The following is a 21,602-nucleotide window of genomic DNA, read 5'->3' as shown; positions in this document are numbered from 1 at the left end:
CTGACCGCACCATCGCTTTTGCCCAAGGACTCTGCAAGCCCGTGGCCCGCATCGTACAGAAATTCGGCGGCACCTCCGTCGCGGACCTGGACCGTATCCGCAACGCGGCCGCGCGGGTCAAACGCGCGGTCGACGCCGGCGACCAGGTCGCCGTGGTCGTCTCGGCCATGGCCGGCGAGACCAACCGGCTGGTCGACCTGGTGCGCCAGGCGAGTCCGCTGCACGACGCCCGCGAATACGACGCCGTCGTCGCCAGCGGCGAGCAGGTGACCAGCGGCCTGATGGCCGTGGTGTTGCAGGGCATGGGCGTGCCCGCCCGCTCGTTCCAGGGCTGGCAGGTGCCGCTCAAGACCGATGGCAGCCACAGCCGCGCCCGCATCCGCGACATCGACCCGGCGTTGATGCTGGAGCGCATGGCGGAGGGCGTGGTGCCGGTGATCGCCGGCTTCCAGGGCGTGAGCGATGCCGGCCGCATCACGACGCTGGGCCGTGGCGGCTCGGACACGTCGGCGGTGGCACTGGCGGCGGCGCTGGGCGCCGACCGCTGCGATATCTATACGGACGTGGACGGCGTCTACACCTGCGACCCGCGCATCGTCACGCGCGCGCGCAAGCTGGAGCGCATCACGTACGAGGAAATGCTGGAAATGGCGTCGCTGGGCGCCAAGGTGCTGCAAACCCGCTCGGTCGAGCTGGCGATGAACCATCGCGTGCGGGTGCAGGTGCTCTCCAGCTTCGAGGACAAGCCAGGAACCCTGGTGGTGGATGAGGACGAGATCATGGAACAAGAGGTCGTCAGCGGCATTGCCTACAACCGCGACGAAGCCAAGGTGACGCTGCGTCAGGTGTCGGACCGGCCGGGCGTGGCCGCGACGATATTCGGGCCGCTGGCCGATGCCGGCATCAATGTCGACATGATCGTCCAGAACGTCTCGGCCGATGGCGAGACCACGGACCTGACCTTCACCGTCGGCAAGGCCGATCTGGACCGGGTGCAGGCCCTGCTTCAGGACAAGCGGGCCGAGATCGGCTTCCGCGAGGTCATCGCCGACGCCAGCGTGGTCAAGGTCTCGATCATCGGCGTCGGCATGCGCAGCCATGCGGGCGTGGCCCAGAAGATGTTCTCCACCCTGGCGGAGAAGGGCATCAACATCCAGGTGATCTCCACCTCCGAGATCAAGGTCAGCATCCTGATCTCCGAGGATTATGCGGAACTCGCCCTCCGCGCCCTGCACACCGCCTACGACCTCGACGCGGCGGCCTGATCGGTGAGCGGATCGGAGGCCTTGGACCGGCTGTGGTCGCGGGGCTGCGCCCTGCTGGGTACGCGCCATGCCATCATGGGCGGCGCGATGACCTGGGTGTCGGAGCGCAATCTGGTGGCCGCCATCAGCAATGCCGGCGGCTTCGGCGTCATCGCCTGCGGCGCCATGGAGCCGGAGCGGCTGCGGGAAGAGATCCGGGCGACGCGGGCGCTGACCGCGAAGCCGTTCGGCGTCAACCTCATCACCATGCATCCGCGCCTCGCCGACCTGATCGGCGTCTGCCTGGAGGAACGGGTCAGCCATGTGGTGCTGGCCGGCGGCATTCCCACCCGCGCCGCCATGCGCCAGGTCAAGGACGGCGGCGCGACGCTGATCTGTTTTGCACCGGCGCTGATCCTGGCCAAGAAGCTGGTGCGCGACGGCGCCGACGCCCTGGTGATCGAGGGTGCGGAGGCCGGCGGCCATGTCGGGCCGGTCGCCACCAGCGTGCTGGCGCAGGAGATTTTGCCGGTCATTCGCGAGGTGCCGGTGTTCGTCGCCGGGGGAATCGGTCGGGGGGAAGCGATTCTCTCCTACCTCGAAATGGGTGCGGCGGGGGTGCAATTGGGCACAAGATTCGTCTGTGCAACGGAAAGCGTGGCCCATGCGGATTTCAAGCGCGCCTTCATCCGCGGCGAGGCGCGGGACGCCCAGACCAGCGTCCAGGTCGACCCCGGCTTCCCGGTGATTCCGGTGCGGGCCTTGCAGAACAAGGCCACCCAGCGCTTCACCGAATTCCAGCACGAGACCATCGCGCGGGTGCGATCCGGCGAGCTGGAAGCCAAGGAAGCCCAACTAAACATTGAACATTTTTGGGCCGGCGCGCTGCGACGGGCGGTGATGGAAGGCGATGTCGAGAACGGCTCGCTGATGGCTGGCCAGAGCGTCGGCATGGTCCGGGCCGAGCAACCGGCGGCCGCGATCATCGGCGAATTGCTGGAGCAGGCCGTTGCGGCCTTGTCGCAGCGGTGTGCAATGTGACGTCGCAGCGGTGCGCAATGTGACGCACCATCGGGTTTCCCCTGCCAATCCCCTGATCGGTCCACAATGAGCCTTCCGTGCCACCGTTGATCATCTGGTAGCGCGCCGTTAAAACACTTACCAATGAGAATAACGCGTCAACAGGGCCGGCTATCGTATCGGTTGTTCGGATCTGTCCCGTCTAGGACCAGGGGATCAAGGTGCAAGAGCACGGCGACACGGCAATGTCGGATCACGGCTGGGCGCGCGCGGGAGACCGCGTCGCGGGCGCCGACAGCATTGGTTGGTGGTTGCAGGCCCGGCGGCTGGAACTGGGCGCGAGCGTCGACGACGTCTCGGAGGCCCTGAAGCTCCAGGGCTTCTATATCGAAGCGCTGGAAGCCGAAGCGTTCGAGCGCCTGCCGGCCCGCAGCTATGCCATCGGTTATGTCCGATCCCTGGCCCAGGCCTATGGCCTCGACCCGGACGAGGCGGCGGCGCGACTGCGCGTGTCCTGGCCACTGAGCGCGCCGCTCGACGCCCCGAACGCCCGCCCGTTTCCCGAAGCCGAGCGCGAGCGCCGGTTCCCGACGAGTGCGGTGCTGTCGCTGACCATCGTCGTGGCGATCGCCGCCTATGCCTACTGGTATGCGACCCGGTCCGCCGAGGTGGGGCGCCCGCTGCTCAGCCCGGTGGCGGAACTGGAAGAGACCGCCGCTCCGCCGGAACCCTCGCTGCCGACACCGGCGCCGGGGCCGCTGCAATTGCTGGGCGTTCCCGATCTGGCGCAGTCGGTCGAAGCCACCGATGCCCTGGGGCCCGAGGCGGTGCCGCCCGAAAAACAGGCGCTGCCGGTGGATCCGCTGCCGCGTCCCCGCCCGGGGACGGACGCGGCGGCCGTGTTCGCGGCCACTTACCGGATGCCGGTGCTGCCCGACGATGCCGCGCACGACAAGCCCGGCGTGACGCCGACCCGGATGGCCGGCCAGCAGGTCGAGAGCCTGCCGGCCTCGGCCTCCCTGGCGGCCTATTTGCCGGCGGTGCGCCTGCGCAGCGACCTGGGTCCGCTGCGCACCGGCGCGGTGTTGCAGACGCTGCTGCCGGTGAGCCGTCCCCATCTGGCGACCCGCGACGATGAGCCGGTTTCAACCGGCAGCGGCCGCACCCAGGCGTTCGCCGCGGTGCCGGCGGAGGAAACGCTCGCCGGCGGCCGGGAGGCGGGCGAGCGAGCGCCCGTGGCGACCGGCAGCGGGTCCTATGACGTCATGACGAGCCTGCCGCCGTCCGACAACCAGGCCCTGCCGGCCATAGCCATCCTGGCCGATGCGTCGTGCTGGGTGGAGATTCGCACCGAGCGCGGCAAGCTGGTCTTGCAGCGGCTGCTGGCGCCCGGCGAGCGCATGGACGTGCCGCCGCGGCGCGATCTGATCCTGACGGCGGGCAATGCCGGTGGCATCCGCGTTCTGGTGAACGGCATCACCGCGCCGGCACTGGGCGGCAAGGGGCAGGTGGTGCGCGGCGTGAAACTGACCCGGCAGGAGTTGCTGGCCCATCGCTAGGGCATGGCCCGATGCAGGGCCGGGAAACCGCTCTGGAGTGGAGTCTTTTCCTGCGGACTCACCAGCCCAGCTTCCCTGTCCCCGCGGAAGCGGGGACCCAGGCCTGAGAGACAAATACAGAGACCTTGTCCTGTGAGAAGCTCCCAGGCATGCGCTCCCGCTTGCGCGGGAGATGGGGCAGGAGAGGGGCTCAACCAGGACCGAAAACGGGCCAGCACCGCGGAGTTCCCGGCCCAACCGAAGCGGCTTTCGGCCGGAGCCTTTCCCTAGGCGCCCGCCTTGGCGATGCGCATATGGCGCCGGGCGCGATACGCCATCAGGGCGCTGGCAATCCGGCTCAGGGTACGACTGGTCCAGCCGTGCGGCGCAAAGCCGACGGCCTTGAAAATCATGCCGATCGCCCGTTCCACATGGCCGGGATTGTAGAGGGCGCAGGCGCGCTCCGAATAGGCGCGCGAGGCGCGGCGGCGGTCATAGGGCTCGCCCGCCAGATTGGCGGTGTGATAGGCCTGCGCCAGTTCGTCGTCCTCGGTCTCCAGCACGCGCGTCAGGGCGATCCAGGCCCGGCGCGGCGGCGAGAGATGCTCCCGGTCCAGATAGCGGCGCAGATTGCGGTAGAACAGGCCGTAATGGCGCCATTCGTCGGTGGCGATGCGCCGGCAGATTTCCCGCAGCACCGGCTCCTCCGTCGCGTCGGCGATGGCGGTGTAATAGGAACTGGTGCCGACCTCGACAATGCAGCGGGCGATCAACTCGCCGGCCAGCGAACCGCGCACCGACGCGCTCGCATCGACGGGGATGCCATAGGCGGCGCGAAAGGCGGCGAAACGGGCATCGTAGTCGAAGTCCGGGTCTTCCAGGCCGGCCCAGCGGCCGAGCGCCTGGCCGTGCTGCACCTCTTCCTCGGCCCAGCCGCGGGCCAGGTTGCAGAAGTCGGGATCGTCGCGAAAAACGCTGCACAGATAGGCGGCGTAATCGCGGGCGTTGGATTCGACCATCGCCGCCGCCCGCACGATTTTCACGATATCCGGGTCGACCTTCGATCGGTCGAACTGATCCCAGGGGATGTCGTCCAAAGTCCACTGACGTGGCATATCCGTGCCTCGTTCAAACCGCCTTCGGTCCCTATGATCCGTGCTTTAGCCCAAGCACGCTAAACCAATAATATAGATCGGCTTCGGATATGAGCAATGGGAAGAACAAGGCATTGCCGTGGCATTTTCGGGTGGCGCGGCAAGGCGTTCAAAGAAAAAGCGCCGCAAGGGTTGCGGCGCTTTTCGTGGTTCGGAAGGGGGATGCCCGTCCTGTGCAATACCGTCCGGCCTAGTGCATGGTCCGGCGCACCGCATCCAGCTTGGCCTGGGCGATATCGAGCCGCCGGCTGGCATTGTCGCGCTCGTGATCGGACTTGGCCATGTCGACGTCTTCGCGGGCGTCGCGCAGGTCCTGTTCGGTCTGGGTCGCGTCGATCTCCGAGACCGGCATGGCGACTTCCGCCAGCACGGTGCACCGCCCCCGCGTCACCTCGGCAAAGCCGCCGGCAACGAAAATGCGTTCGGAAACCTCCCGCCCTTCATAGACCAGGATCACGCCCGGCCGCACGGTGGAAAGCAGGGGGGCGTGGCCCGGCAGGACGCCGAAGTCGCCCTCGCCGCCGGGAACCACCACCATGTCTACGGGTTTCGAGGTGAGCAGCCGCTCCGGCGAGACCAACTCGAAATCGACTTTTCCGTCCGCCATCGGTTCTAGCGTCCCGATTCTGGGTTAAGCCGCCTCAGCGGCCATTTTGCGGGCTTTCTCCATGACCTGGTCCATGGTGCCGACCATGTAGAAAGCGGCTTCCGGCAGGTCATCATACTCGCCGTCGACAATGGCCTTGAAGCCCTTGACCGTCTCTTCGAGCTGCACGAATTCGCCCGGCGTGCCGGTGAAGACCTCGGCCACGTGGAAGGGCTGCGACAGGAAGCGTTGCAGCTTGCGGGCGCGGGCCACTACCAGCTTCTGGTCCTCGGACAGTTCGTCCATGCCCAGAATGGCGATGATGTCCTGCAGCGCCTTGTATTCCTGCAGGGTTTCCTGCACGCGGCGGGCGGTGTTGTAGTGCTCCTCGCCGACGACGCGCGGGTCGAGAATGCGCGAGGTCGAGTCGAGCGGGTCCACCGCCGGATAGATGCCGAGCTCGGCGATCTGGCGCGACAGCACCGTGGTGGCGTCCAAGTGGCTGAAGGTCGTGGCCGGCGCCGGGTCGGTCAAGTCGTCCGCCGGCACGTACACGGCCTGCACCGAGGTGATCGAGCCCTTGGTGGTCGACGTGATGCGCTCCTGCAGGGCGCCCATGTCGGTGCCGAGCGTCGGCTGATAGCCCACCGCCGAGGGGATGCGGCCCAGCAGCGCCGACACCTCGGAGCCCGCCTGGGTGAAGCGGAAGATGTTGTCGACGAACAGCAGCACGTCCTGGCCTTCCTCGTCGCGGAAATATTCCGCCTGAGTCAGACCGGCGAGCGCGACGCGGGCGCGGGCGCCCGGCGGCTCGTTCATCTGGCCGTAGACCAGCGCCGCCTTGGAGTTGTTGCCCTCCAGGTCGATAACGCCGGACTCGATCATCTCGTGATAGAGGTCGTTGCCCTCGCGGGTGCGCTCACCCACGCCGGCGAACACGGAATAGCCGCCATGGCCCTTCGCGATGTTATTGATCAGCTCCATGATCAGCACGGTCTTGCCGACGCCGGCGCCGCCGAACAGGCCGATCTTACCGCCCTTGGCATAGGGGGTGAGCAGGTCGACGACCTTGATGCCGGTGACGAGCTGTTCCGTCTCGGTCGCCTGCTCGCTGAAGGACGGGGCCGAGCGGTGGATCGGGAAGCGCTGCTTGGTCTCCACCGGGCCGCGATCGTCGATCGGATCGCCGATCACGTTCATGATGCGGCCCAGCGTCTCCGGGCCGACCGGCACGGTGATCGGCTGGCCGGTGGCCTCCGCCTCGTCGTTGCGGGTCAGGCCTTCCGTGGTGTCCATCGCGATGGTGCGAACACTGTTCTCGCCCAAGTGCTGCGCCACTTCGAGCACCAGCACGGAGCCGTCCGGGCGCTTCACCTGCAGCGCGTCGAGAATCGCCGGGATCTCACCGTCGAACTGCACGTCCACGACCGCGCCCATCACCTGGGTGATCCGGCCGACAGCGTTTTTCGCCATGGGGGTCAACTCCTCAAAAATTCAAGTCGGTCAGCTTGCCTGAGCACCGGGCCCTGGGCAACTATATGGCTTCGGCGCCGGAAATGATCTCGATCAGTTCCTTCGTGATCATCGCCTGGCGGGTTCGGTTGTAGGTCAGGGTCAGGCCCTTGATGCGCTCGCCGGCATTGCGGGTGGCGTTGTCCATCGCGGCCATGCGCGCCCCGTGCTCGCTGGCGGCGTTCTCCAGCAGCGCGCGGTAGATCTGCACCGAGACATTGCGCGGCAGCAGGTCGGCCAGGATGGCCTCCTCGCTCGGCTCGTACTCATAGACGGCACCGCCCAGGTCCTCGCCGGCGTCGTCCGCTTCGGGCACGGGCGCGGGGATCAGCTGCTGCGCCTGCACTTCGCTGGAAATCGCCGACTTGAACTTGGCATAGATCAGCGTGCAGACGTCGAACTCGCCGTTCTCGAACATTTCCCGCAGGCGGTCGCCAATGCCGTCCGCCTCGTGGAATTCCACCGCCCGGCGGCCGACGCCCTCGATGGTGTCGATGATCATGCCGCCGAACTCGCGCCGGATTGCGTCGCGCCCCTTGCGGCCGACACACAGCACCGTCACGTCCTTGCCGTCGTCGCGCAGCTTGTAGACCAACTGCCGCGCCCGGCGGACGAGGTTGGTGTTGAAGCCGCCGCACAGGCCGCGGTCCGCGGTCGCCAGCACGATCAGATGGCGCTGGTCGCTGCCGGTGCCGGCGAGCAGGGGCGGTGCCCCCGGGGTGCCGCGCAGGCTGGCGCCGAGGGAGGCGAGCATGCGCTCCATCCGTTCGGCATAGGGGCGGGCCGCTTCGGCCGCCTCTTGCGCGCGGCGCAGCTTGGCCGCGGCCACCATTTTCATGGCGGACGTGATCTTCTGCGTTGCCTTGACGCTGCCGATCCGGTCGCGCAGGTCCTTCAAACTGGCCATGACGCCTTGGTCTCCGCTGTGTCGCTTCGGTCGTCAGGCTTTAGGCAAAGCTCTTGGTGAAGGTGTCGAGGAACTCGCGCAGCTTCGCCTCGGTGGCGTCGTTCAACTCGCCGCTGGCGTTGATCGCGTCGACGATGTCCTTGCCGCGCTCGCGCAGGGCCGACAGCATCTGCTCCTCGTAGCGGACGACACTGCCGACCGGCACGCTGTCCAGATAACCGCGCACACCGGCGAAGATCGAGGCGACCTGCTCGCCCACCGACAGCGGCTTGAACTGGCCCTGCTTCAGGATCTCGGTCAGGCGGGCGCCGCGGGCCAGCAGGCGCTGGGTCGAGGCATCCAGGTCCGAGGCGAACTGGGCGAAGGCTTCCATCTCGCGGAACTGCGCCAGTTCCAGCTTAATGGAGCCGGCGACCTTCTTCATCGCCTTGGTCTGGGCGGCGGAGCCGACGCGGCTCACCGACAGGCCGACGTTGATCGCCGGGCGGACGCCCTTGTAGAACAGGTTGGTTTCCAGGAAGATCTGACCGTCGGTGATCGAAATCACGTTGGTCGGAATGAACGCCGACACGTCGTTCGCCTGGGTTTCGATGACCGGCAGGGCGGTCAGCGAACCGGCGCCCAGATCGTCGTTCATCTTCGCCGCGCGCTCCAGCAGACGGGAGTGCAGGTAGAACACGTCGCCCGGGAAGGCTTCGCGGCCCGGCGGGCGGCGCAGCAGCAGCGACATCTGGCGATAGGCGGTGGCCTGCTTCGACAGGTCATCATAGATGATGACCGCGTGCATGCCGTTGTCGCGGAAATACTCGCCCATGGTGCAGGCGGTGTAGGGCGCCAGGAACTGCATCGGCGCCGGGTCGGACGCGGTGGCGGCGACGACGATGGTGTAATCCATCGCGCCGTTTTCCTCCAGCGTCTTCACGACGTTGGCGACCGAGGAGCGCTTCTGGCCGATGGCGACATAGATGCAGTAGAGCTTCTTGCTCTCGTCGCTGCCGGCGTTGATGGTCTTCTGGTTGATGATCGTGTCGATCGCCACCGCGGTCTTGCCGGTCTGGCGGTCGCCGATGATCAGTTCGCGCTGGCCGCGGCCGATCGGCACCAGGGCGTCGAGCGCCTTCAGGCCGGTCTGCATCGGCTCGTGCACCGACTTGCGCGGGATGATGCCCGGCGCCTTCACCTCGACTTCGCGGCGCTCGGCGGCGTCCACCGGGCCCTTGCCGTCGATCGGATTGCCGAGACCGTCCAGCACGCGGCCGAGAAAGCCCTTGCCGACGCCGGTGTCGACGATGGTGCCGGTCCGCTTCACGGTGGCGCCTTCGCCGATCGAGCGGTCGTCGCCGAAGATCACGACGCCGACATTGTCGGTTTCCAGGTTCAGCGCCATGCCGCGGGTGCCGTCCTCGAACTCGACCATTTCGCCCGCCTGGACGTTGTCGAGGCCGTAGACGCGCGCCACGCCGTCACCGACGGACAGCACCTGGCCGACCTCGGCCACATCGGCCTCGGCGCCGAAATTGGCGATCTCGTTTTTGAGGATTTCCGAGATTTCGGAGGCGCGGATTTCCATCACTGAACCCCTTTCATGGCAGTCTGCAGGCGCTGCAATTTGGTGCGGAGCGAGCTATCATACATACGAGAGCCGAGCTGAACGATGAGTCCGCCCAGCAAGGATTGATCGACATGGGCTTCCAGGCTGACCTTGGCGCCGGCGACCTCGCGCAATGCGGTTTCGAGCCGGGCGATCTGATCGTCGGTCAGCGGGTGGGCCGCGGTCACCTTGGCCTGCACCTCGCCGCGGCGCGTCGCCAGGATCGACAGGAAGCTGTCGATCATTTCCGGCAGCGCGAACAGGCGGCGGTTGCGGGCGATGAGGCGCAGGAAATTCCCGGTCAGCGCCTGGGCGCCGGCGCTCTGGGCCATGGCGGCCAACGCCCGTTCCTGCTCGTCGCGCTTCAGCACGGGCGAGCGGACAAGGCGGCGAAAGTCTTCGCTTTCGGCCATCAGGCTTTTCAGGGCGCGCAGGTCGTCAGCGACCTGGTCCAAGGTCTTGGCTTCGTCGGCAAGCTCGTACAAAGCGCCCGCATAGCGCTCGGCAAGCCCGGAAGCCGGTCCAGTACTGGTTGCCACGGTTGGGAACCTCTTGGGCCGAAGAAACGGAATTCGGGTTATCGTTCGGAGGAACTGCGCTTTTGGCGCATGCCGAACGGGCGTTCTGGACGGGGGCCCGTCCGAACGGAGAGGTGACTAGCACACGCCCCACACACCTGGCGAGCCCTCCCTATGCCTTACGCGACATCTGGACGCTTTCCGGGGCGGCGGTCAGCGCTGCCGGACAAGGGGTTAGGCAAGGCGTTACGCCAGGGTTAGAGGAAGGCATAGGGGTCGACGTCGACGGCCAGGCGCACGCTTCCGGTGGGTTTCACCCCCGCGAGCCAGGCCCGCAACACGGCCGGAACGTTGACGCCGTGGCCCGCGTGCAGCAGCAGGCGCACCCGGTGGCGGCCGCGGATCAGCGCCAGCGGCGCCGGGGCGGGGCCCAGCACGCGGACATCCGGCCCGTGCGGGGCGGTGGCGGCCAGATGCTGGCCGAATTCCATGGCGGCGGCGAGGTCCGTCGCGGAGACGATCAGCGCGGCGAGCCGGCCATAGGGCGGCATGCCGGCCTCCTGCCGGGCGCGTTTCTCCACGGCGTAGAAGGCGTCGCGGTCGCCGGCCACCAGGGCCTGAAGCACCGGCTGTTCCGGCTCCACCGTCTGGAGCAGGACGCGGCCCGGCCGCTCGGCGCGCCCGGCCCGCCCCGCCACCTGGGTCAGCAGCTGGAAGGTGCGCTCGGCCGCGCGCAGGTCGCCGCCGGCCAGACCCAGGTCCGCATCGACCACGCCGACCACGGTCAGCAGGGGGAAATGGTGGCCCTTGGCGATGAGCTGGGTCCCGACGATCAGGTCGACCTCGTGCCGGCCGATGGCGTCGATCAGGTCGCGCACCGCCGCCGGGCCGTGCAGCAGGTCGGAGGACATGACTGCCACCCGTGCCTCCGGCCAGCGCTCGGCCACCTCCTCGGCAATGCGTTCGACGCCGGGGCCGCAGGCGGCCAGGCTGTCGGTGGCGTGGCAGGTGGGGCAGGCGCCGGGAATGCGCTCCTGGTACCCGCAATGGTGGCATTGCAGCCGGCCGGTATAGCGGTGCTCCACCAGCCAGGCGCTGCACGACGGGCAGGCGAAGCGGTGGCCGCAGGTGCGGCAGAGCGTGAGCGGGGCATAGCCGCGGCGGTTCAGGAACAGCAGCGCCTGCTCGCCGTCCGCCAGCGCCCGGGTGACGGCATCGGCCAGCGGCGGCGCGATCCACTGGCCGCGGGGCGGCGGCGTGTCGACCAGGTCGCAGATCTCCACCGACGGCAGCGCCGCCCCGCCATGGCGCCGCGGCAGCGCCAGCCGGCGGTAGCGGCCACGGTCGATATTGGCGACGGTCTCCAGCGACGGCGTCGCGGAGGCGAGGCAGATCGGCACCCCTTCCGCCTGGGCCCGGACCACGGCGATGTCCCGGGCGTGGTAGCGCACGCCGTCCTCCTGCTTGAATGCCTGGTCGTGTTCCTCGTCGACCACGATCAGGCGCAGGTCGCGAAAGGGCAGGAACAGGGCCGAGCGCGCGCCGACGACGATGCGGGCCGCGCCGTCGGCCACCCAGCGCCAGGTGCGCCGGCGGTTCGGCGGGCTCACCTCCGAATGCCAGGCGGTGGGAAAGGCGCCGAAACGCTGGCGGAAGCGGTCGAGCCATTGGGCGGTCAGCGCGATCTCCGGCAGCAGCACCAGCACCTGGCCGCCAGCATGGAGCGCGGCGGCGATGGCCTCGAAATAGACTTCCGTCTTGCCGGAGCCGGTGACGCCGTCCAGCACGTCCACCTGAAAGCGATGCGCCCGCACCGCGGCGACGAGTTCGCCGGCGGCGGCCCGTTGTTCGGCCGAGAGCGCCGGGCCGGGGCGCTCCGTGTCCGGGGCGGGCGGGCTCTCGGGCGCCAGCGTCACCCGTTGCAGCAGGCCGGCATCGGCCATGGCGCGAATCACGGCGGCGCTGGTGTCGGCAGCCTCGGCGAGCGTGGTGGCGGGGAGGGGTTCGTCGGCGACCGCCGCCAGGGCGCGGGCGCGGGCGGCGGTGATGCGCACGCCGTCGGGATGGGGCTCCGGCGCGGCCGTGTAGGCGACCCGCGCGGCCTCGCCCTGCTGGATCGCCGGCAGGTGCACGGCCATGCGCAGCACCGCACCGTGCGGGGCGAGCGTATAGGCGGCGACCCAGTCGATGACGCGGCGCAGCGGCGCCCGCATGCGCGGTGCGTCCAGCCGCCTCGCCACCGGCTTCAGCCGGGCCGGATCGACCGCCTCTTCGGCCGCGCCGTCCGGCGGATCGTCCCAGACCACGCCCACCAGGACGCGCTTGCCGAGCGGCACCTCGACCCAGTCGCCGGGCGCAAGGGCTGGACCTGCGGGCACCGCATAGGTTAAGGGGCCTGCGAACGGCAGGTTCGAGGGCAGGCCGACCCGCACCGTCCGGACCGGGTCCGGCGATGCGACCGATCCCGGCCTAGTGCGATGCTCCGCCATCCTTTAAACTGTTCCGTCAGAATTCGGTTCCATCAACCTACCGTGCCCGCACGAGACGGTCACGGGGCGGGCGCCCGCCAACGACCCGCCAACGAGAGGCCCAGCGCATGAAGTTCTTTGTCGATACCGCCGACCTGGCCGATATCCGCGACCTGGCGGCGACGGGCCTGCTGGACGGCGTGACCACCAACCCCTCGCTGGTGGCCAAGACCGGCCGCAAGTTCACCGACGTCATCGCCGAGATTTGCGACGTGGTCGAGGGGCCGGTGTCGGCGGAGGTGGCCGCGACCGACCACGAGACCATGCTGGCCGAAGGCCGCAAGCTTGCGCGGATCGCGCCCAACGTGGCGGTGAAAGTGCCGCTGACGGTGGACGGGCTCAAGACCTGCAAGGCGCTTTCCAGCGAGGGCACGCAGGTCAATGTGACGCTCTGCTTCTCGCCGGCCCAGGCGATTCTGGCGGCCAAGGCGGGCGCGACCTTCGTTTCGCCCTTTGTTGGCCGGCTGGACGATATCGGCCAGGACGGCATGGGCCTGATCGCCGACATCGTGCAGATCTACCGCCAGTACGACGCGATCACGACCGAGGTGCTGGTGGCTTCGATCCGCCACCCGATGCATCTGGTCGAGGCGGCGAAGATGGGCGCCCATGTGGCGACCCTGCCGCCGAACGTGATCCGCCAGCTCTACAACCACCCGCTGACCGACAAGGGGCTGGCCGCCTTCCTGAAGGATTGGGCCGCCACCGGCCAGTCGATCCTGGACCAGTAGCCCGGACCGCCGCCTGCCCATGCCCCGCCAGTCGCCGAAAACGTCTGACAAGCGCCGCGGTCCGCCGGCCGAAACCCTGTCGGCCGACGCGGTGGCGGCCTGGTTGCGCCAGCACCCGGATTTTCTGGCGGACAACCCGGACCTGCTGCTGACCCTGACCCCGCCGGACCAGCGCGCCGGCGAGGCGGTGGTGGATTTCCAGCGCTTCATGGTCGAGCGCCAGCAGCGCGAGCTGGTGAAGCTCAAGGCCAGCAGCCAGGAATTGCTGGCGATCAGCCGCCTCAACAAGGCGACGCAGCAGACCGTGCACCGGGCCGTTCTGGCCCTGCTGGCGGCCCCCACCTTCGAACGGGCGATTGCGACCGTGGTCGACGAATGGGCGGCCTATATGGATCTGGACGTGGTCGTGCTCGGCATCGAGCACGACGGCGATTCGGGCCTGCCGGCATTGAAGGCCGGCCTGAAGACGCTGGCACCCGGCGCCGTGGACAGCCGGCTCGGCCGCGGCAATGACGTCAAGACCTTCGCGGCGCTGGACCCGGTCGACCCGGATCTGTTCGGCGAGGCCGCGCCGCTCGCCAAATCCGCGGCCTGGCTGCGCCTCGCCATCCACGACAGCGCCCCGCCCGGCCTGCTGGCGCTCGGCTCGCGCGAGGAGGGGCGGTTTCACCCGCGGCAGAACACCGAATTGCTGCGCTTCCTGGCCTCGGCCCTTGCCGCTACGATCCGCGCATGGCTCGATCTTCCCGAACCCGGCCCGGCGATTCCGCTCTGACGCCCTATGCGCCCGATTTGGCGCAGGCGGTGGCGGACTGGCTCGCCTGGATGACGGACGAGCGACGGCTTGCGCCGCGCTATGCCGCCGGCATGGCCGACATCCTGGCCGGCTTCGCCCGCTTCGTCGGCCGGCACCGGGGCGAATCCCTGACCCTTGCCACCCTGGCGGCCTTGCCGCTCGCCGACCTGCGCGCCTGGCAGGCGGCGCGCCATGCCGAGGGCCTGTCGGCGGCGACCCGTGCCCGCGGCGTCACGGCGCTGCGCAGTTTCGACCGCTTTCTGCGCCGCCGCGGCGCCGACGGTATCGGTGGGCTGGCGGGGTTGCGGCCGCCCAAGGTGGTGCGCCCGGCGCCCCGGCCCCTGGAAGTCCAGGACGCCAGCGCCCTGCTCGATCTGGCGGAGGAGCATGCGGAAGCCTGGGTCGGCCTGCGCGACCGGGCGTTGTTCACGCTGCTCTATGGCTGCGGCCTGCGCATCGGCGAGGGGCTGGGCCTGAACCGCGGCGCTTTCCCCTTCGGCGACAGCGTGCGCGTGCTCGGCAAGGGCGCGAAGGAGCGGCTGGTGCCGGTGCTGCCGGTGGTGGGAGAGGCGGTGGCCGCCTATCTGGCGGCCTGCCCGTTCGGTCTTGCCGCCCGCGACCCGTTGTTTGTCGGCGTGCGCGGCAAGCGGTTGAACCAGGGCATCGCCCAGAAGCGCATGCGCGAATTGCGTTTGCTGCTGAACCTCGACGAACGGGCGACGCCGCACGCGCTGCGCCACAGCTTCGCCACCCATCTGCTGGGCGCCGGCGGCGACCTGCGCACCATCCAGGAATTGCTGGGCCATGCCTCGCTCGGCACCACCCAGCGCTATACCGAGGTCGATCAGGTGCGCCTGCTCGACGTCTATCGAAAGGCCCACCCCCGTGCCTGATCCGTTGCCGCCCCTGGTCCTGATCCGCGACATGGCTGCCGCCGATGCCGAGGCCGTGCTCGCCATCTATGCCGAGGGCATCGCCACCGGCCACGCCACCTTCGAGGCGGAGGCGCCGACCTGGGAGCGCTTCGACGCCGGCCGCCACAAGGCGCCGCGGCTGGTGGCGGAGGCGGGCGGCCGGGTGGTGGGCTGGGCCGCGTTCTCGCCGGTGTCGTCGCGGCCGGTCTACAAGGGGGTGGCCGATCACTCGGTGTATGTCGCCGCATCGGCGCGCGGGCAGGGGGTCGGGCAGCTTCTGCTCGCCACCTTCCTGGAGGAGGCGGCCGCGGCGGGCTTCTGGATGGTCGAAAGCCGCATTTTCCCGGAGAACCGCGCGAGTCTGGCGCTGCACCTCGCCTGCGGTTTCCGCGTCGTCGGCCGGCGCAAGCGCATGGGCCGGATGCCCTACGGCCCGATGGCCGGCCAGTGGCGCGACTGCGTGCTGGTGGAATGGCGCAGCGCCGATGATCCGGAGGATTAGGCTGTGTCCCGGCCGCGGCGGAGCGGTGGGCCGGGATCGGCGTCTGTCGCGAACACGGGCGGTTGCGGTGTTCGAAGAATGACACCGGCCCCGGATGGCGGCTCCGTCCCCTCCGGGGAACAGGGATTATTCTGCGGCTTCGCGGTTGGCGTATTCGAGCACGGCGCGCAGCAGCACGTCGCAGCCGGCCGCCAGGTGCTCCGGCGCGGAATATTCGGCCTCGTTGTGGCTGATGCCGTCCTTGCAGGGCACGAAAATCATCGCCGCCGGCGCGATCTTCGAAACATGCACCGCGTCATGGCCGGCGCCGCTCATGATCTCGCGCGCCGCATGCCCCGCGGCGGCCGCGCCGTGGCGAACGGCGGCGACGCAGCCGGCGTCGAAATGCACCGGCGGCGAGAACCAGGTCTCGGTCACGTCTACGGCCATCGCCCCGTCCCTGGTGAGCGCGGCCACGGCGTCGCGGAATTCCCGGTCCATGCGATCCAGTTCCGGCACGGTCGGGTTGCGGATGTCGACGGTGAAGAACACCTCGCCCGGGATCACGTTCGGCGAGCCCGGCTTCACCTCCATTACGCCGATGGTGCAGCGGCCGTCGACGCCGCGCTTCTGCATGATCCCGTCCAGCGCCAGCACGATGTGCGCCGCGGTGGTGAGGGCGTCGCGGCGGTTGGCCGGCGGTGTGGTGCCGGCATGGGATTCGCGGCCCGTCACCGTCACCTCGTACCAGCGCATGGCCTGGACGCCGGTGACGATGCCGACGCTTTTGTCCTCGGCCTCCAGGATCGGCCCCTGTTCGATATGGCATTCGAAATAGGCGCCGATCTTGCGTCCGCCCATCGGCGTCTCGCCCTGGAAGCCGATGCGCACCAGTTCGTCGCCGAAGCGCGCGCCCTCCAGGTCGCGCAGGTCGAGCGCCTGCTCCAGCCCCATCTGGCCGGCAAAGACCGCGCTGCCGACCATGGGCGGCGGGAAGCGGCCGCCTTCCTCGTTGGTCCAGTTCACCACCTCCAGCGGCGCCTCGGTCTCGATGCCCAGGTCGTTGAGGGTGCGGATCACCTCCAGCCCGGCCAGCACGCCGAACACGCCGTCGAACCGCCCGCCGGTCGGCTGCGTGTCCAGGTGCGAGCCCATCAGCACCGGCGGCAGGGCGTCGTTGCGGCCGGGGCGGCGGGCGAACATGTTGCCGATCTTGTCCACCGTCACGGTCAGGCCGGCGGCCTCGCACCATTGCCGGAACAGGTTGCGGCCCTCGGCGTCCGCATCGGTCAGGGTCTGGCGGTTGTTGCCGCCGGCAATGCCGGGCCCGACCCTGGCCATGTCCATATGGGTATCCCAGAGGCGTTCCGGGTTGATGCGCAGGTTGTCGGCAGTGGCCATGGCGTTGGAAGTCCTGTCTGAATGGCGGTCGCAGGGTCGCAAACCCAGTGTACCGGACCGGCGGTGCCGCGTCACGGCCGTCCGCATTCGCTGCGGGTTTGCCTTGGGAGCGGTTGCGCCGGTTCGGTGTCACGCTATTGTGAACGGATGCGACCCGAGGGATTTCCTTCACTTCCCGATCGAAAGACGGCCACGGCGCGCTCCCGGTTGTGGGGCGCCGTCGCGCTGGCGGCTGCCCTGGTGCTGTCGGTCCTGGCGCTGGAGGGCCTGACACTGGTGGGCGCGGTGGCGGCCGAGCCGGCGCCGCTGCTGCTGCTGGACCCGCGCGCGGCGGCCGCGTTGGCGCCGGACACGCTCGGCAGGGTGATCGCTGCCGACGCGGTGGAATCGCCGGGCGTGGCCCTGGCGAACGGCTCGGCGGATGGCGGTTGCGCCGGCTGGACGCTGCTGCGCGCGCCCGGCGCGACGACGCCGGTCCGGCTCGCGGCCCCGGTGGCGGGCCGGTTCTCTCCCGACGCGGCCCTGCGGGCGGTCGGCCGGTTGCCGCAAATCCCGGCGCATGTGGTGCTGGTGGCGGCGGGGCCGCCGCAATGCGTCAGCGTCGCCTGTAGCGTCAGCCGTCAGTTGGCGGCGCGAAAGCCGGGCCTGCGGATCGACGTGCTGGCGCTGCCCCCGGCGGGCGACCGCCTGCGCTGTGTCGCTGGCAACAGCGGCGGCGCGTTTCGGAGCCTCGAAGCCGACGGCCTGGCGCCGGCGCTGACCGGGCTGTTCGCGGCCAAGGGGGTGGCGGTAGCCGCTGCGCCTCCACCGCCGGCAACCGCCGGCCCGGAGCCTGCCACGGTCATCCCCGATGCGGCTCCGGCCAAGGAAGCGGAGACCAGGCCCGGCAGCGTACCGGTTCCGCGCCCGGCGCCGCGCCGGTCGGCGTCCGTGGCGAAGGAGCCTGCCGCCGGGACGGCACTTGCAAGTGCGCCCGCCGTGGACACGCCCGCCGCAGACACCCCCGTTGCGGACGAGACGACTGCGGGAGCGACACTGCGGGCACTGCCCTGGGTGGGGCCAACGGCCGAGGATCTGCCGGGCGCGCCGGAGCCGGAAGCCTGGCCGCAATCGTCTCCGCCTTCGGTCCGGCTTCAGGCGGTGCCGGCGCTGGGCGACGTGCCGCTGGCCAGCGAACTCTCCTATGAGGTCAAGGCGATCGGGCCCGACGGGGTCGTCCGGCTGGTGGGCCGGTCCTGGGCGGCCCAGCCGATTTTCGCGTTGCCGGCCGGCGATTACGTGGCGCGGGTGACCTATCGCGGCGTTTCGCGGGAATACCGGTTTCACACCAAGGGCCAGGGGTTGGAGCATCGCTCCCTGCCGCTGGACATCGGCTATGCGGCGCTGCGGACCGTGGCGACGGCCGGCGCACCGCCCTTGTTGAGCAATCTGGAATACACGGTGCGGCTGCCGGGCGGCGCGCCGGTGATCCGCCGCGATCCGCAGCCGGTGCTGGCCCTGCCCGCGGGCCGATACGAGATCGCCGTTCGTTCGGGCGCGGCCCGCGCGGTTGCGACCGTCACCGTCAAGCCGGGCGAGACGCTGTCGCAGACCTTCGACCTGCGCCTCGGCTATCTGCGCCTGCGCGCCAGCACCGGGGGCGAGGGACCGGTGCTGTTCCGGGTGCGGCGCGAGGCGGATGAGGACACTGCCGCTTCCGATCCGCCGGTGGAGGCCGAGATTACGGCGCCGCAAGGGCTGGCCTTGTTGCGCCTGCCGGCCGGCCGGTATGTCGCCACCGCCGAGCATGATGGCCGTGCCGTCCACCAGTTGGTCACGGTTGCGCCCGGCGAACTCACGCAGGTGACGCTGCAACCGCAAACCGCGCGGATCGGCGGCGGCCCGATCTGACCGCGATCTGACTGTGATCTGACCGGCCCCGAGCTGACCGGCCCCGAGCTGACCGGCGCGGACGGCCCGCACCCTCTCAACGACAAGGCCCAGCCCGACACGGTCGGGCTGGGCCTTGAATTGGGCCTTGAATTGGGAACCCGGCGGCCGGACGGTGCGAAACCGTCCGGCGATTGCCGGATGCGTCAGGCGGCCGGGCGGATGGCGGCGGCCAGAACCTCGCGGCCGACATGGCCTTCGTACTGGGCGAAATTCTCGGCAAAGCGCGAGGCCAAGTCGCGGGCGGTGGAATCGTAGGCCGCCTTGTCCGACCAGGTGTTGCGCGGGTTCAGCACCTCGTCCGGCACGTCCGGGCAGGTCTGCGGCACGTGCAGGCCGAACACCGGATCCGCCTGGGTGGCCGCGGTGGCCAGCCGGCCGTCCAGCGCCGCGCGCACCATGGCACGGGTGTGGGCGATCTTCATGCGCTGGCCGATGCCATAGCCGCCGCCGCTCCAGCCGGTGTTGACCAGCCAGCAATTGACGTTGGTGCCGGCGATCTTCTCGCCCAGCAGCTTGGCATAGACCGACGGATGCCGGGTCATGAACGGCGCGCCGAAACAGGTGGAGAAGGTGGCCTGCGGCTCGTTCACGCCCTTTTCCGTTCCCGCCACCCGGGCGGTGTAGCCGGACAGGAAGTGGTACATCGCCTGCTCGACCGTCATTTTCGAGATCGGCGGCAGCACGCCGAACGCATCCGCGGTCAGCATGACGATATTGGTGGGCTGCGGCCCCATGCCGGTCTCGCTGGCATTGGGGATGAATTCCAGCGGATAGGACGAGCGCGTGTTCTCGGTTAGCGCCGTGCTGGTCAGGTCCAGCAGCCGGGTCGCCGGGTCCATCATCACGTTTTCGAGCACGGTGCCATAGCGGTGCGAGGCCGCGTAGATTTCCGGCTCGGCCTCCGCCGACAGGTTGATGACCTTGGCGTAGCAGCCGCCCTCGAAGTTGAAGACGCCGTTGCCGGACCAGCCGTGCTCGTCATCGCCGATCAGCGTGCGCGAGGCGTCGGCGGACAGCGTGGTCTTGCCGGTGCCGGACAGGCCGAAAAACACCGCCGCATTGCCGTCTTCGCCGATATTGGCGGAACAGTGCATCGGCATGATGCTCTGGCTCGGCAGGACGTGGTTCAGATAGCTGAACACCGACTTCTTCGCCTCGCCCGCATAGGACGTGCCGGCGATCAGCACCACGCGGTGGCTGAAGCTCATGGCGATGACCGTGCCGGAGCGGGTGCCGTCGATTTCCGGGTCGGCCTGGAAGCCCGGCGCCTGGATCACGGTGAAGTCGGGCTCGAAGCTGGCGAGTTCGGCGACCGGCGGCCGGATGAACATGTTGCGGCAGAACAGATTGTGCCAGGCGTACTCGTTCACCACCCGCACCCGCAGGCGATAGTCGGGGTCGGCGCCGGCATAGGCGTCGCGCACGAACAACTCACGGCCCTGCAGATAGGCCATGACGCGACGATAGAGCCGCTCGAACGTGTCGGGCGCCATTTCCTGGTTGACCGGACCCCAATCCACGGTCGAATCGGTCAGTTCATCGCGGACAATAAACTTGTCGCGCGGGGATCGGCCGGTGTGCTCGCCGGTCGTGGCCAGCAGGGCGCCGCCGGTGGCCAACTGCGCTTCGCCGCGGCGGATCGCGGCCTCGTACAGGACTTCGACCGGCAGGTTCCAGTGCACGGAACCGGTATTGTTAATGCCTCGGGCGCTTAGGGCGGCGTTGCGTTCCACCGACTTTCCCTTTTTTGCAGATCGTCATGACGGATGGGCGCGCGTCTGCGGCACGCAGAACAGCGCGGATGCTGATAAAGCATAGCGAAGTTTCGGCCCGCTGTACTGATTCCTTGCCTTGCTTATTGTCGCGGAGCGGTCCGGCCCGCAACCAACAGCCGAACGGGCTCCGGGGCGCAAAAAGCATTGGGCTCCATCCGCAGTGTTGCCATATTTGATATGCGTTAAGGCGCAATCAGACCTCCCACCCGGAAGGAAAGGGCTTGGCGTGAGCGAAGACACGACCCCATCGGCACCGCGGGTCATCGCGTTGGTCGATGACGATCGCAACATTCTGACCTCCGTCTCGATTGCGTTGGAGGCAGAGGGCTTTACCGTTCTCTGTTATGCCGATGGCGAGTCGGCCTGGCGCTCGCTTCAGGTGCAGTCGCCGGACCTGGCCGTGCTCGACATCAAGATGCCGCGCATGAACGGCCTCGATCTGCTGCAACGTCTGCGCGAGCGTTCGAACCTGCCGGTGATCTTTCTCACCTCCAAGGCGGACGAGGTCGACGAACTCACCGGCCTGCGGCTGGGCGCGGACGATTACATCACCAAGCCATTCTCGCAGCGCCTGCTGATCGAGCGGATCCGCACGCTGCTGCGCCGCACCGACCTGACCGAACAGCCGGAAGCCAGCGGCGAGGAAAAGATCGTGCGCGGCGATCTGGTGTTGGACCACCAGCGCCATCTCTGCACCTGGCGGGAACAGCCGGTGCCGCTGACCGTGACCGAATTCCTGTTGCTGGAGGCGCTGGCGATCCGGCCGGGCTTCGTCAAAAGCCGCGATCAGTTGATCGATGCCGCCTATGGCGAGAACGTCTATGTCGACGATCGCACGGTGGACAGCCATATCAAGCGCCTGCGCCGCAAGTTCCGCCAGATCGATTCGGACTTCTCCGAAATCGAGACCCTTTACGGCGTCGGCTATCGCTATCGGGCGATCTGAGGCTCAGACGCGTTGGGGTGGTGGGCTC

General features: G+C 68.9%; 18 protein-coding genes. 9 read left to right on the top strand and 9 right to left on the bottom strand.

The features are described 5' to 3' along the window. Nucleotides 1–41: 41 nt before the first annotated feature. The 3 genes from H6844_17430 (at nt 42) to H6844_17420 (ending at nt 3,823) form a co-directional block, all read left to right on the top strand. Nucleotides 42–1,265: an aspartate kinase gene (locus H6844_17430; GenBank protein MCB9931188.1), complete on the top strand. Its 1,224-nt coding sequence runs from the start codon at nt 42–44 to the stop codon at nt 1,263–1,265. 3 nt (nt 1,266–1,268) lie between these two features. Further along, a complete protein-coding gene (locus H6844_17425) occupies nt 1,269–2,285 on the top strand; it encodes a nitronate monooxygenase (GenBank protein MCB9931187.1) in 1,017 nt (338 codons plus the stop codon). Nucleotides 2,286–2,509: 224 nt separating this feature from the next. After that, nucleotides 2,510–3,823: a DUF4115 domain-containing protein gene (locus H6844_17420; GenBank protein ID MCB9931186.1), complete on the top strand. Its 1,314-nt coding sequence runs from the start codon at nt 2,510–2,512 to the stop codon at nt 3,821–3,823. A gap of 266 nt (nt 3,824–4,089) precedes the next feature. Here H6844_17420 and H6844_17415 read toward each other — a convergent pair whose 3' ends face one another. The 7 genes from H6844_17415 to H6844_17385 all read right to left on the bottom strand — a co-directional run bounded on the left by H6844_17415 (nt 4,090) and on the right by H6844_17385 (nt 12,559). Next, nucleotides 4,090–4,917, bottom strand: a complete 828-nt coding sequence (locus H6844_17415) for a ferritin-like domain-containing protein (protein MCB9931185.1) — start codon at nt 4,915–4,917, stop codon at nt 4,090–4,092. A 229-nt stretch (nt 4,918–5,146) separates the two neighbouring features. Next, nucleotides 5,147–5,563 carry a F0F1 ATP synthase subunit epsilon gene (locus H6844_17410; protein ID MCB9931184.1) on the bottom strand — a complete coding sequence of 139 codons (417 nt, stop codon included), beginning with the start codon at nt 5,561–5,563 and terminating at the stop codon, nt 5,147–5,149. 24 nt (nt 5,564–5,587) lie between these two features. After that, nucleotides 5,588–7,015, bottom strand: coding sequence for a F0F1 ATP synthase subunit beta (atpD, locus tag H6844_17405; protein MCB9931183.1), 1,428 nt, complete (start codon nt 7,013–7,015; stop codon nt 5,588–5,590). Nucleotides 7,016–7,076: 61 nt separating this feature from the next. Further along, nucleotides 7,077–7,961, bottom strand: a complete 885-nt coding sequence (locus H6844_17400) for a F0F1 ATP synthase subunit gamma (protein MCB9931182.1) — start codon at nt 7,959–7,961, stop codon at nt 7,077–7,079. Between the two features lie 40 nt (nt 7,962–8,001). Then, a complete protein-coding gene (locus H6844_17395) occupies nt 8,002–9,531 on the bottom strand; it encodes a F0F1 ATP synthase subunit alpha (protein MCB9931181.1) in 1,530 nt (509 codons plus the stop codon). After that, the gene (locus H6844_17390) at nt 9,531–10,091 is read right to left on the bottom strand and encodes a F0F1 ATP synthase subunit delta (GenBank protein MCB9931180.1); all 561 of its coding nucleotides are present in this window, start codon (nt 10,089–10,091) and stop codon (nt 9,531–9,533) included. Before H6844_17390 ends, H6844_17395 begins: the two co-directional genes overlap by 1 nt. 236 nt (nt 10,092–10,327) lie before the next feature. Further along, nucleotides 10,328–12,559 (bottom strand): primosomal protein N', encoded by a 2,232-nt coding sequence (locus H6844_17385; GenBank protein MCB9931179.1) that lies wholly within the window; start codon nt 12,557–12,559, stop codon nt 10,328–10,330. 107 nt (nt 12,560–12,666) lie between these two features. Here H6844_17385 and fsa point away from each other — a divergent pair, with 107 nt between their 5' ends. From fsa to H6844_17365, 4 genes are read left to right on the top strand one after another with little or no spacing between them, the layout of a single operon-like run. Beyond that, nucleotides 12,667–13,329, top strand: a complete 663-nt coding sequence (gene fsa, locus H6844_17380; protein ID MCB9931178.1) for a fructose-6-phosphate aldolase — start codon at nt 12,667–12,669, stop codon at nt 13,327–13,329. A gap of 19 nt (nt 13,330–13,348) precedes the next feature. Beyond that, a complete protein-coding gene (locus H6844_17375) occupies nt 13,349–14,104 on the top strand; it encodes a DUF484 family protein (GenBank protein ID MCB9931177.1) in 756 nt (251 codons plus the stop codon). Beyond that, nucleotides 14,062–15,018, top strand: coding sequence for a tyrosine recombinase XerC (locus tag H6844_17370; GenBank protein MCB9931176.1), 957 nt, complete (start codon nt 14,062–14,064; stop codon nt 15,016–15,018). Before H6844_17375 ends, H6844_17370 begins: the two co-directional genes overlap by 43 nt. 31 nt (nt 15,019–15,049) lie before the next feature. After that, nucleotides 15,050–15,541, top strand: a complete 492-nt coding sequence (locus H6844_17365) for an N-acetyltransferase (GenBank protein MCB9931175.1) — start codon at nt 15,050–15,052, stop codon at nt 15,539–15,541. Between the two features lie 126 nt (nt 15,542–15,667). On the opposite strand, the gene H6844_17360 is transcribed toward H6844_17365, so the two are convergent. Further along, nucleotides 15,668–16,921: a Zn-dependent hydrolase gene (locus tag H6844_17360; GenBank protein ID MCB9931174.1), complete on the bottom strand. Its 1,254-nt coding sequence runs from the start codon at nt 16,919–16,921 to the stop codon at nt 15,668–15,670. A 207-nt stretch (nt 16,922–17,128) separates the two neighbouring features. Between H6844_17360 and H6844_17355 the strand changes: the two genes are divergently transcribed. Then, nucleotides 17,129–18,811, top strand: coding sequence for a hypothetical protein (locus H6844_17355; GenBank protein MCB9931173.1), 1,683 nt, complete (start codon nt 17,129–17,131; stop codon nt 18,809–18,811). A gap of 185 nt (nt 18,812–18,996) precedes the next feature. Here the strand turns inward: H6844_17355 and H6844_17350 are convergent, their stop codons facing one another. Then, the gene (locus H6844_17350; GenBank protein MCB9931172.1) at nt 18,997–20,586 is read right to left on the bottom strand and encodes a phosphoenolpyruvate carboxykinase; all 1,590 of its coding nucleotides are present in this window, start codon (nt 20,584–20,586) and stop codon (nt 18,997–18,999) included. Between the two features lie 268 nt (nt 20,587–20,854). Here H6844_17350 and H6844_17345 point away from each other — a divergent pair, with 268 nt between their 5' ends. Continuing rightward, complete coding sequence (locus H6844_17345) at nt 20,855–21,574, top strand: response regulator transcription factor (GenBank protein MCB9931171.1); 720 nt, start codon at nt 20,855–20,857, stop codon at nt 21,572–21,574. Nucleotides 21,575–21,602 lie beyond the last annotated feature (28 nt).

It is taken from the genome of Alphaproteobacteria bacterium (assembly GCA_020638555.1).
Lineage (GTDB): Bacteria > Pseudomonadota > Alphaproteobacteria > Bin95 > Bin95 > JACKII01.
Note: the sequence above shows the minus strand (reverse complement) of the source record. Positions and strands in the feature narration are given on the sequence as shown.

What these genes read in the sequence shown, in the direction of transcription:
- H6844_17420 (MCB9931186.1), top strand. Translation starts at nt 2,510, where the DNA reads ATGTCGGATCACGGCTGGGCGCGCGCGGGAGACCGCGTCGCGGGCGCC.
- H6844_17415 (MCB9931185.1), bottom strand. Translation starts at nt 4,917, where the DNA reads ATGCCACGTCAGTGGACTTTGGACGACATCCCCTGGGATCAGTTCGAC.
- H6844_17410 (MCB9931184.1), bottom strand. Translation starts at nt 5,563, where the DNA reads ATGGCGGACGGAAAAGTCGATTTCGAGTTGGTCTCGCCGGAGCGGCTG.
- atpD (MCB9931183.1), bottom strand. Translation starts at nt 7,015, where the DNA reads ATGGCGAAAAACGCTGTCGGCCGGATCACCCAGGTGATGGGCGCGGTC.
- H6844_17400 (MCB9931182.1), bottom strand. Translation starts at nt 7,961, where the DNA reads ATGGCCAGTTTGAAGGACCTGCGCGACCGGATCGGCAGCGTCAAGGCA.
- H6844_17395 (MCB9931181.1), bottom strand. Translation starts at nt 9,531, where the DNA reads ATGGAAATCCGCGCCTCCGAAATCTCGGAAATCCTCAAAAACGAGATC.
- H6844_17385 (MCB9931179.1), bottom strand. Translation starts at nt 12,559, where the DNA reads ATGGCGGAGCATCGCACTAGGCCGGGATCGGTCGCATCGCCGGACCCG.
- fsa (MCB9931178.1), top strand. Translation starts at nt 12,667, where the DNA reads ATGAAGTTCTTTGTCGATACCGCCGACCTGGCCGATATCCGCGACCTG.
- H6844_17375 (MCB9931177.1), top strand. Translation starts at nt 13,349, where the DNA reads ATGCCCCGCCAGTCGCCGAAAACGTCTGACAAGCGCCGCGGTCCGCCG.
- H6844_17370 (MCB9931176.1), top strand. Translation starts at nt 14,062, where the DNA reads ATGGCTCGATCTTCCCGAACCCGGCCCGGCGATTCCGCTCTGACGCCC.
- H6844_17365 (MCB9931175.1), top strand. Translation starts at nt 15,050, where the DNA reads ATGGCTGCCGCCGATGCCGAGGCCGTGCTCGCCATCTATGCCGAGGGC.
- H6844_17360 (MCB9931174.1), bottom strand. Translation starts at nt 16,921, where the DNA reads ATGGCCACTGCCGACAACCTGCGCATCAACCCGGAACGCCTCTGGGAT.